We start from the raw sequence: 9,871 nt of genomic DNA, 5'->3' as shown, positions 1-9,871 counted from the left end.
CATAAAACCCGGGCGGGCCGCGCAGGGGCACGCCCGGTTTTTGCAGATTCCGGTCAGATTTTGATCAGCTCATACTCCCGGCTGCCCATGCCCAGCTTTTCGGCGTGCTCCAGGCAGCTCATCCAGTCCGTCTCCGGATGGAGATGGTGGAAGTGGTCATGGCCGCAGTCCCCGGCGGCAGCGGCCCCCGGCAGGGGCGGCTGGGCGTTTACCGCGTCGGCGCAGGCCATGTCCAGGGCCACCGGGTCAAAGCTGGCGAACATGCCCACGTTGGGGATGATGGCCGCGTCGTTCTCCGGATGGCAGTCGCAGTTGGGGGACACGTCGATGACCAGGCTGATGTGGAAGCAGGGCCGCCCGTCCACCACCGCCTGGGCATATTCGGCGATCTTGCGGTTCAGATTGGTGACCGTCTCGTCCCAGTTCACCCGGATGGCGTCCCGGGGACAGACGGCGATGCACCGGCCGCAGCCCACGCACCTGCTGTGGTCGATGGTGGCCTTGCGGTCCGTAACGGTGACGCCGCTGTGGGCGCAGATCCGGGTGCAGGCGCCGCAGCCCACGCAGTGGTCCTGGGCCACATGGGGCTTCCCGGCGTTGTGCTGCTCCATCTTACCGGCCCGGCTGCCGCAGCCCATGCCGATGTTCTTCAGCGCGCCGCCGAAGCTCGCCTCCTCGTGGCCCTTGAAATGGGTCAGGGAGATGAACACGTCCGCGTCCATCACCGCCCGGCCGATCTTGGCCTTCTGCACATACTCGCCGCCGCGCACCGGCACCTCCACCTCGTCGTTGCCCTTGAGGCCGTCGGCGATGATGATCTGGCAGCCGGTGGACAGGGGGGAGAACCCGTTGAGCATGGCGGCGTCCATGTGGTCCAGGGCGTTTTTCCGCCCGCCTACATACAGGGTGTTGCAGTCGGTCAGGAAGGGCTTGCCGCCCCGCTCCTTCACGAAGTCCGCCACGGCCTTGGCCCAGTTGGGCCGCAGAAAGGCCAGGTTGCCGGGCTCGCCGAAGTGCAGCTTGATGGCCGCGAACTTGTCCTCAAAGTCGATCTGGCCCATACCGGCGGTTTTCATCAGCCGGGTCAGCTTCTGGGGCAGATTTTCCCGATAGTCGGCCCGCAGGTCGGCCCAATAAACTTTCGATGCCACTTGGAGATCCTCCTTGAATCTGAGATGGTCATAGTGTATCATATTCCCACGGAATTTGTCACGCTTTTTTGAAGGGAGGCGGTATGTATGCGCCTGCTGACTCATATCGTATCCCCGGAGCAGGAGGGCTGGCCCCTGCGGCGGCTTCTGCGGCAGGAGCTGCGCATTTCCGGCAGCTTCCTGTCCCGGCTGAAATGGCGGCCCGGGGCCATCCTGGTCAACGGACGGCCTGCCACCGTGGCGGCGGTGCTCCACACCGGGGACGCCGTCACCGCCGACGTGTCGGACCTGCCCGGGGACAATCCCCATATCCGGCCGGTGGCCTGGCCCCTGGACATCCTGTGGGAGGATGAGGACCTGCTGGTGCTGAACAAGCCTGCGGGCATTGCCATCCACCCGGCGGCCCTGACGGAGGAGACCGTCACCGTGGCCGGCGCCGTGTGCCACTATCTGGGCCAGGGGAGCTTCCACTGCGTCAACCGCCTGGACCGGGGCACCACCGGGGTCATGGTGGTGGCCAAAACCGGATATGTCCACCGGCTGTGCATGGAGCAGCTCCACTCCGGCGACTTCCGCCGGACCTATCTGGCGGTGTGCAGCGGCGTGCCCAGCCCGGCGGCGGGGTCCATCGACCTGCCCATCGGCCGGGAGCCGGACTCCCTGCTGCGGCGGCGGGTGGACCCGGCGGGTCTGGCGGCCCACACGGACTATGAGACCCTGTGGCAGGGGCCGGACCGGGCCCTGCTGCGGCTGACCCCCGGCACCGGCCGCACCCACCAGCTGCGGCTGCACCTGTCCGCCATTGGCCACCCCCTGCTGGGGGACTGGCTCTACGGCCAGGAGGACCGGGACCTGATCCCCCGCCCGGCTCTGCACTCCCACCGGCTGGAGCTGACCCACCCCGTCACCCGCCGCCGCCTGACGGTAACAGCCCCGCTGCCGGAGGATATGGCCCGGCTCCTGCCGGAAGATATGAACAAATCTTGAAAAATGCAAAAAAAGGGTGGAAATTTTGACAGTGTATAGTATAATAGTCTATACACTGTCAAAACGCCGCGCCCCGGCGCGGAATCTGTTTTCGGAAGCGGGAGGAACGTATGCGGAACATCTGGCGCATCATCAAGGCGGACGCCCGTTCGCTGTTTACGCATTTCTTTGCCCTGGCGGTGGCCCTGGCCATCGCGGTGCTGCCCAGCCTGTACGCCTGGCTGAACATCTATTCCAACTGGGACCCCTACGGCAACACCGGCAACATCAGCATCGCCGTGGCGTCCCTGGATAAGGGCTGGACCGAGGAGGACGGCACCCAGGTCAACAAGGGCCGGGAGGTGGTGGAGGACCTGCGCAGCAGCACCAGCATCAACTGGGTCATTGTGGACACCAAGGAGGAGGCCCAGCAGGGCGTCTATGCCGGGGATTACTACGCCGCCGTGGTCATTGACGAGGACTTCTCCTATAACATGTACCACATGCTGACGGAGTGGACCGGCAAGCCCACCATTACTTATTACGAAAACTATAAAAAGAACGCCGTGGCCACCAAGATCACCGACACGGCGGTGTCGTCCCTGAAAACCACCATCAGCAAGAGCTATCTGGACGTGGTGGTGGACGCCATCTTCCGGGGGGCCAACGACCTGTCCCAGCAGCTGAGCCAGGAGGACCCGGTGGGCTCCGTCCAGGGCCTGCTGGGCCAGACCCGCAGCCTGCTGCGCTCCTGTGCCAAGACCATCGACGCCTTCCAGGCCGCAGGCCAGGACAACAGCAGCTATCGCCAGGACCTGTCGGACCTGGTGGCGAATATCAACCAGAACCGGCCCGACGGCCAGGAGATTCTGGACACTGTGGCCCAGCTGAACCGGAAGGTCCACGCCGCCCTGGACAAGGCTCAGACCGCCCTGGACAAGGCCTTTGACGCGGCGGAGAAGTTCCTCAACGGCATCGACGTGGACGCCCAGCTGCCGGAGATTCAGGAGAACCTCCGGGATGCCGCCCAGACCATGGACGACATGGGCGACAGGCTCATGGCCTGGGCCAAGTCCGTGGCGGTGGAGGCCGGGCCCGTGGGGGCCGAGGCGGCGGCTGCCGCCCAGCGCCTGGCGGACAGCTGCTATCAGCTGCGGGACCGGCTGAACACCCTGGCCGACGGGCTGAAGGAGAATTCCGCCCTGCTGCAGGATACCATTGCCCTGGCGGCCCAGCTGGAGAAGCTGGCGGACACCCTGCTGACCCCGGTGTTTGACGACGTGGTCAACGACGTGAAGAACGTGCTGGATCAGTCCGAGGACCTGCTTCAGGGCTTCCACGGCACCGCGGCGGACACCCGGGACCTGCTGGCGGCGGCCTCCGCGGCGGCAGGGACCTTAGACGGGCTCATGTCCCAGGGGCGCACCGCCATGGGCCAGGCCATCGACAAGCTGGGGAGTCTGTTAGGCGGCCTGGAGGACAGCGACAGCCCCGATTATCTGGATACCCTGCTGGACATTCTGGGGGGCAATCCGGAGGATTACGGCGCCTATTTCTCCCAGATGGTGCAGACCTCCGTGGAGCCGGTGTATCCCATTGATAACTACGGCAGCGCCATGGCCCCCTTCTATTCCGTGCTGGCCATCTGGGTGGGCGGCGTCATGCTGGTGGCCATTCTCAAGCCCCACGCCCGGCGGGAGGGCCTGGTGGCTCCCAAGCCCTATCAGCTGTTTTTCGGCCGGTATTTCCTGTTCTTTGTCCTCAGCCAGATCCAGGCCGCCGTCATCGTGGCCGGTGACCTGCTGGTGCTGAAAATTCAGTGCGTGGAGCCTGCCCTGCTGTTTGCCACCGGAGCCATCACCTCCCTGGTGTTCAGCCTGCTGATCTATTCCCTGACGGTTTCCTTCGGCGACGTGGGCAAGGCCATCGTGGTGGTGGTCATGGTGCTCCAGATCGCCGGGTCCAGCGGCACCTTCCCCATCGAGCTGCTGCCGGACGTGTATCAGAAGATCTATCACATCTTCCCCTTCCCCTATGCCATCGACGCCATGCGGGAGTGCATCTGCGGCCTGTATGGGCTGACCTGGCTGAAGAACATCGGCTGCCTGCTGATTTTCGGCGCGGCGGCCCTGCTCATCGGCCTGTGGGTGCGCAAGCCCTTCATGGGCCTGAACCACTTCATGGAGGAGAAGCTGGAAGAAACCGAAATGCTGTAAGAAAGGAGGACTTCCCATGGACGAAAAGAAATACAGCCAATTGTATCAGGCCCTTTTGCAGGAGGTCCTTCAGTTCCACAACGGCAACCAGCGCCGCATCCGCAAGGGCATGCTGAGCCTGCTGCTGGTGCCGCTGGTGTTCCTGGTGCTGCTGTTCCTGTCGGAGGGCTCCCGGGTGATTTTCCTGCTGCTGTGGATCGTGTCCATGTTCGGCATCGCGGCGTATCTCATCGCCGTGGAATACATCGACTATGAAATGCAGAACAAGGTCAAGAAGATCACCAAAAAAGAGGTGGAGCTGGACCAGCTGACGCCGCTGCCCAGCGCCATGCCCCAGCTGCTGCCCCTGCTGCGGGGCCGGGGCCAGGAGCCGGAGAACGCCTCCGACCCGCCCCAGGAGGAGCAGGAGAGCTTTGCCCAGTCCGCCGCCCAGGCGGAGGAGGATCTGGACCAGCTGCTCCAGGGTCTGCGGGGCGCCGAGGCCGCGCCTGCCGCACCGGAGCCGCAGCCCCGCCCCGGCGAAGCTGCGCAGCAGGAGGACGGCGGCGCCTTCGCCCGCCTGTTCGACGACCAGGCCTGGGACCGGTATTACGGTTCCCCCGAGGCGGAGACGCCTGCGGCGGAGCCGGAATCCGTGACGGAATCCGCGGCGGAGCCCGCCCCCGTTTCCGAGCCTGTTTTTGTCCCGGAGAATCCCACCCCTGTCCCGCCGGTGTCTCAGTCCGCCCCGCAGCCTGCCGCCCCTGACCTGAATCAGACGCTGGCCGGGCTTCAGACGGACGTGCAGCAGCTGGCCCGGGGGCTGGAGTCGCTGTCCCACGAGCTGGGACGCATCTTCCAATATATGGAGCAGCAGGGGAACGGCTCAAAGGAGGAACGGAAATGAAAAATATCTGGAGAATCTTCCGGTCCGACTGGCAGCGCCTTACCGCCAGTGTGGTGGCCGTGGTGGTGGTCATGGGCCTGTGCCTGATTCCGTGCCTGTACGCCTGGTTCAACATTTTCTCCAACTGGGACCCCTATGGCCCGGACTCCACCTCCAACATCCGGGTGGCCGTTACCAGCGAGGACGAGGGCTATGAGCTGCTGGGTCTGAAGCTGAACATCGGCTCCATGGTGCTGGACGGTCTGAAAAGCAACCACCAGATGGGCTGGGACTTTGTGGATTCCCGGGAGGAGGCCCTGGAGGGCGTCCGCTCCGGCAAATACTACGCCGCCCTGATCGTTCCCTCGGACTTCACCGGGGACTTTGTCAGCATTCTGGACACGGACCTGCGGCATCCCCAGATCCAGTATTATGAGAATCAGAAGAAGAACGCCATTGCCCCCAAAATCACCAACAAGGCCAAAACCGCCGTGCAGGACGAGATCAACGCCACGGTGGTGGAAACCGTGACCGACGCCGTTACCACCGTCAGCTCCGTGTGCAAGGCCCTGGGCCTGGACGCCGACGACGTGTCCCAGGGCATCATCGAGAAGCTGGGCAGCGCCCAGCAGAGTCTCCTGGCCCTGGAGAACACCCTGACGGCCATGCAGACCCTGGTGGACCAGACGGACAGCATCCTGGCCTGTGCCGGGGTGGTGTCTGACGACCTGAACAACATCGTCAAAAGCGGCGACCTGTCCGGCGTGCAGGACGCCCTGAACCGGGGCGTGGGCCGCCTGAACGAGGCCGAGGCCGAGATCGCCCGGCAGCTGGAGGACATCGACAACCAGCTGGACGTCATCGCCGCCGACCTGGCCGCCGCCATGGGAACGGCGGAGGACGTGGCGGACTTTCTGGCAGGCCCCGCCCAGCGGCTGGATGAGCGGCTGGCGGAGCAGCAGCAGCGGCTGGAGAAGCTGCGGGACTATGCCGACAACTATCCCGCCATCCAGGAGCGGCTGGGCAACGCCATTTACCACATTGGCGAGCTTCGGGACCTGCTGAAAAAGTTGGAGGACCCCAGCCAGCTGGAGTCCTGGAACCAGGAGGTTCAGGCCAAGCTGGATCAGGTCCGCCAGGACCTGCGGGAGGCGGCTCTGCGCATCAGCGAAAGCGTCAACCAGCGGGTGGAGGAGCTGAACCGGGACGTGCAGGAGAAGCTCCAAGCCGTGCAGAACGTGTTCGACAACGTGTCCGGCGGGCTGACGGCCCTGGGGGATAAGCTGGGCCGGTATCAGGACGCCATCCAGTCCACGGGCACCACCCTGGGCGGGGCCATCCAGCTGTCGGCCACCCTGCGGGGGGACCTGGGGAAGCTGTCGGACGATGTGGAGCGCATTGTCACCAGCGACGGCTTCCGCCGCTTTCTGGACGTGCTGGAAAACAACCCCGAGGAGCTGGCCGGATACCTGTCCGACCCCATCGCCATGGAGACGGTGCCCGTGTATGAAATCACCACCTACGGCAGCGCCATGGCCCCGTATTACATCATGCTGGCCCTGTTTGTGGGCTCCCTGCTGACGGCCACCATGATCCATGTGAACGCCCCCATTCCGCCGCTGCCTCTGCTGCGGCCCTGGCAGCGGTTCTTCGGACGGTATCAGCTGTTCTTCCTGGTGGGCATGGTCCAGGCGCTGGTAACGGGGCTTGGCTGCGTGTACTATATCGGGATGCAGTGCCTGCACCCGGGATTATTCCTGCTGGCCTGCTGCGTGTGCAGCCTGAACTTCACCATGATGAACTTCGCCTTGGTGTACGCCCTGGACAACATCGGCATGGCCCTGTCCGTGATCATCATGGTCATCCAGGTGGCGGGTTCCGGCGGCTCCTATCCCATCGACGTGCTGCCGGAGGTGTTCCAGAAGCTGTATGTTCTGATGCCGTTCCATTACGGCATGGATATGCTCCGGGAGACCATCGCCGGACGGTATGAAAACGTATATTGGACGAATCTGGCTGTGATGGCGGGCATGTGCGTGCTGTTTGCGGCGCTGGGTATGCTGCTGTACTACCCGGCCAGGCCCCTGAACCGCTTGATCGCCCGCAGCAAGGAAAAATCCGGCATCATGTAAAGGAGGACTGCTGCCGATGAACGCAAAGCACGACCTGGCAGAGGCCCTGTGCCAGCTGCTGGAAACCAAAACGTTGGAAAAAATCACCGTCAAGGACATTGTGGCCCGGTGCGGTGTGAACCGCCAGACGTTTTACTATCACTTCCACGACGTATACGACCTGATGCGCTGGATCTTTGAACGGGAGGCCGCCAACCTGGCCCAGACCGTCCGGGAGGCCGGAGGCGACTGGCGGCAGGAGCTGCACACCATCACCGATGTTCTGCGCAGCAAGCGCCACCTGGTGATGAACGCCTACCGCTCCGTGAACCGCCGGGACCTGGAGCGCTATCTGATGCAGGGCTATGGCCCGGTGATCCGCCGGATCGTGGATCAGGCGGCGGTGGGCCTGGACGTGGGGCAGGAGGACCTGGAGTTCGTGTCCCGGTTCTATGCCCGGGGCCTGCTGAGCGGCGTGTTCGACTGGATCGAGTCCGGCATGCCGGAGAACATCGGCGACGATCTGCGCCGGTGCATCCTGCTGCTGGACGGCAGCCTGCCCACCGCTCTGTTGAGCGTCAGCGGAAAGTGAAAAAATATCGTCAAAAGGTCCCCGGCGCACTGCGCCGGGGACCTTTTTGGGACAGTTCCTATTCCTTACTGCCGGACCTCCTCGGGGGGCGGCTCCACCGGGAGCTCTACCCGTCCGCCGTCGCCGGGGTCGGTGATGATGTCGCCGATGCCCGGGGCGGGGTTGATTTTGATGGGGTCCGTGGGGTTGTCAACGGTGCCGGTACCGCTGCTGCCGGACACCCAAGTGACGGAGGTGGCCTCCAGAATGGAGGCGTCCTCCTGGGGCCGGTAGGTGATGGTCACCCGGTCGCCGGTGTTCAGGGTTACCACCTGGGGCGCGTCGGCGGCGGAGAGCACATAGTACACACTCTCGCCCTGGAGCCGCAGATAGTACCGGCTGTTGCCGTCGATGACGGCGGTGCGGATATCCGTCAGCACGCCGGTGGCCTCCTGGGTATCGGCGGGGATGTTGGCGTCGGAGTTGTCAATGAGGTTGTTGCGGGCCAGCATCTGGCGATAGTTGCCCTCGCACTCGGCCACGTCGCTGCCGGTGGCCACGATCTGATACTGGCTGACGTTGACCATGGCGTACATCTTCACCAGCCCCGCCGCGTCCTTCAGGGCCATAAAATAGGTGGGCTGGTCGGCGATGTTCAGCAGCAGCGGGAAGGTGGCGGTGTAGTTCATCTGCTGCACCTGGCCCCGGGCGGAATCCATGGCGGAGAACTCCTCCGCCCCGGCCACGGTATAGAACCGGGTCTCCTTGGTGCGCTGGTTGGACAGGATAAAGCCGATGTTGGACTCGTCGGACACCACGGAGGTGATGCCGGTGTACATATACACGTCGTCGCCGATGGCCAGGTAGTTATACCCGTCGGTGGTGACGGTGACGTCCCGCTGGCCGAACAGGGAGTTGATGAAGCCGTTGATATAGGCGCCGTGGTAGTTATACTGCTGCTCGATGAGCTCCGCCGGGTACACATGGTCCACCCAGGCGGGCACGTCCGCCGCTTCGTAATAGGTGCACTCGCCGGTGACGGCGTTCACCAGCACCGCACCGGCAATGTCCGTGCCGCCGAACAGGCCGATGGTCTTTTTGATCCGGGGGCAGACCCAGAAGGGATTGCCCTCCTCGTCGATCTCGAAGGCCGGGGTGTCAAACAGATAGGTGGGATAGTGGAAGCGCAGATAGCGGCCCAGGTTCCGGCTGAAGTGCTCGGCGGTGGTATAGCGGATGCCCTGGTCCAGGCGCACCACGTCCACGTTCTGGGTGACCATGTCGATGATGAGATAGGCGGGCAGACCGTCGGCGCGGTTGTTCAGCCACTTGATCCAGTCGCCGTAGCGCAGGGGCGTCACCCGCACCGGGCGGCCCTTGTAGTTGATCTGGGTATAGTCCCCGGCCACCTCGAACTGGGACACCATGTCCGCCAGCTCGCCCAGCTTGCGGTTGCCCAGCTTCTCGGCGGAGTCCCGGTCCAGCATGGGGATCTGGTCATAGCTGATCTCCTTGATGTCGGCGGCGAAGTCGCCGGTCTCCACCGTCAGCAGGTCCCGGTAGGACCCGGCCCGGAACACCTCCCAGCCGATGGCCGCGCCGATCAGCGCCGTGACCACCAGCACCAAGCCCAGCACAAAGGGGACGGTGCACTGCTTTTTCACAAAGCCGAAGTAGCCCTTGGCCCCGCTGCCCTGAAACCCGGAGGTCAGCACCGCGCAGCCGCAGTACACCGCGCACAGCAGCAGCACGAACACATAGAAGTCGCCGGAGTGCAGGTTCAGCGGCGGCAGCGTCACATAGAAATAGATGGCTCCGAACACCAGCGTCACCGCCAGGTTCAGCAGCGTCCGCCCCACAGGGGTGCCGATGGGCCGGCGCTGTTTTTTCGGCCGGTGGGGCACCGGCCCGCCCCCCTGGAAGGGGTCGTGGTTCCAGCTGTGATTCATGAAAAACTCTCCTTTCTCGCGGAAGGGGGTGGATACCTCTTT

Annotated in this window: 7 protein-coding genes; 5 read left to right on the top strand and 2 right to left on the bottom strand. The window is 64.2% G+C overall.

Annotation, left to right across the window (positions count from 1 at the left end):
- Positions 1-53: 53 nt before the first annotated feature.
- Positions 54-1,193, bottom strand: coding sequence for a DUF362 domain-containing protein (locus LKD37_RS07535; RefSeq protein ID WP_302928637.1), 1,140 nt, complete (start codon positions 1,191-1,193; stop codon positions 54-56).
- Positions 1,194-1,238: 45 nt separating this feature from the next.
- Between LKD37_RS07535 and LKD37_RS07530 the strand changes: the two genes are divergently transcribed.
- The 5 genes from LKD37_RS07530 to LKD37_RS07510 all read left to right on the top strand — a co-directional run bounded on the left by LKD37_RS07530 (position 1,239) and on the right by LKD37_RS07510 (position 7,901).
- Positions 1,239-2,138: an RluA family pseudouridine synthase gene (locus tag LKD37_RS07530; protein ID WP_302928636.1), complete on the top strand. Its 900-nt coding sequence runs from the start codon at positions 1,239-1,241 to the stop codon at positions 2,136-2,138.
- Between the two features lie 110 nt (positions 2,139-2,248).
- Positions 2,249-4,333, top strand: coding sequence for a YhgE/Pip domain-containing protein (locus tag LKD37_RS07525; protein WP_302928635.1), 2,085 nt, complete (start codon positions 2,249-2,251; stop codon positions 4,331-4,333).
- A gap of 16 nt (positions 4,334-4,349) precedes the next feature.
- The gene (locus LKD37_RS07520) at positions 4,350-5,219 is read left to right on the top strand and encodes a hypothetical protein (protein ID WP_302928634.1); all 870 of its coding nucleotides are present in this window, start codon (positions 4,350-4,352) and stop codon (positions 5,217-5,219) included.
- Positions 5,216-7,330, top strand: coding sequence for a YhgE/Pip domain-containing protein (locus LKD37_RS07515; RefSeq protein WP_302928633.1), 2,115 nt, complete (start codon positions 5,216-5,218; stop codon positions 7,328-7,330). Before LKD37_RS07520 ends, LKD37_RS07515 begins: the two co-directional genes overlap by 4 nt.
- Positions 7,331-7,346: 16 nt before the next feature.
- Entirely contained in the window at positions 7,347-7,901 is a 555-nt protein-coding gene (locus LKD37_RS07510; RefSeq protein ID WP_302928632.1) for a TetR/AcrR family transcriptional regulator C-terminal domain-containing protein, read from the top strand.
- A gap of 65 nt (positions 7,902-7,966) precedes the next feature.
- On the opposite strand, the gene LKD37_RS07505 is transcribed toward LKD37_RS07510, so the two are convergent.
- Entirely contained in the window at positions 7,967-9,829 is a 1,863-nt protein-coding gene (locus LKD37_RS07505) for a CvpA family protein (protein WP_302928631.1), read from the bottom strand.
- Between the last annotated feature and the right edge of the window lie 42 nt (positions 9,830-9,871).

This window comes from Brotocaccenecus cirricatena, assembly GCF_020687045.1.
Lineage (GTDB): Bacteria > Bacillota > Clostridia > Oscillospirales > Oscillospiraceae > Vescimonas > Vescimonas cirricatena.
The sequence above is the reverse complement of the archived record's forward strand: the minus strand, read 5'-3'. Positions and strand labels throughout refer to the sequence as shown.

Excerpts from the sequence above, each read along its gene's own strand:
- LKD37_RS07520 (WP_302928634.1), top strand. The coding sequence starts at position 4,350 with ATGGACGAAAAGAAATACAGCCAATTGTATCAGGCCCTTTTGCAGGAG.
- LKD37_RS07535 (WP_302928637.1), bottom strand. The coding sequence starts at position 1,193 with ATGATACACTATGACCATCTCAGATTCAAGGAGGATCTCCAAGTGGCA.
- LKD37_RS07505 (WP_302928631.1), bottom strand. The coding sequence starts at position 9,829 with ATGAATCACAGCTGGAACCACGACCCCTTCCAGGGGGGCGGGCCGGTG.
- LKD37_RS07525 (WP_302928635.1), top strand. The coding sequence starts at position 2,249 with ATGCGGAACATCTGGCGCATCATCAAGGCGGACGCCCGTTCGCTGTTT.
- LKD37_RS07510 (WP_302928632.1), top strand. The coding sequence starts at position 7,347 with ATGAACGCAAAGCACGACCTGGCAGAGGCCCTGTGCCAGCTGCTGGAA.
- LKD37_RS07530 (WP_302928636.1), top strand. The coding sequence starts at position 1,239 with ATGCGCCTGCTGACTCATATCGTATCCCCGGAGCAGGAGGGCTGGCCC.
- LKD37_RS07515 (WP_302928633.1), top strand. The coding sequence starts at position 5,216 with ATGAAAAATATCTGGAGAATCTTCCGGTCCGACTGGCAGCGCCTTACC.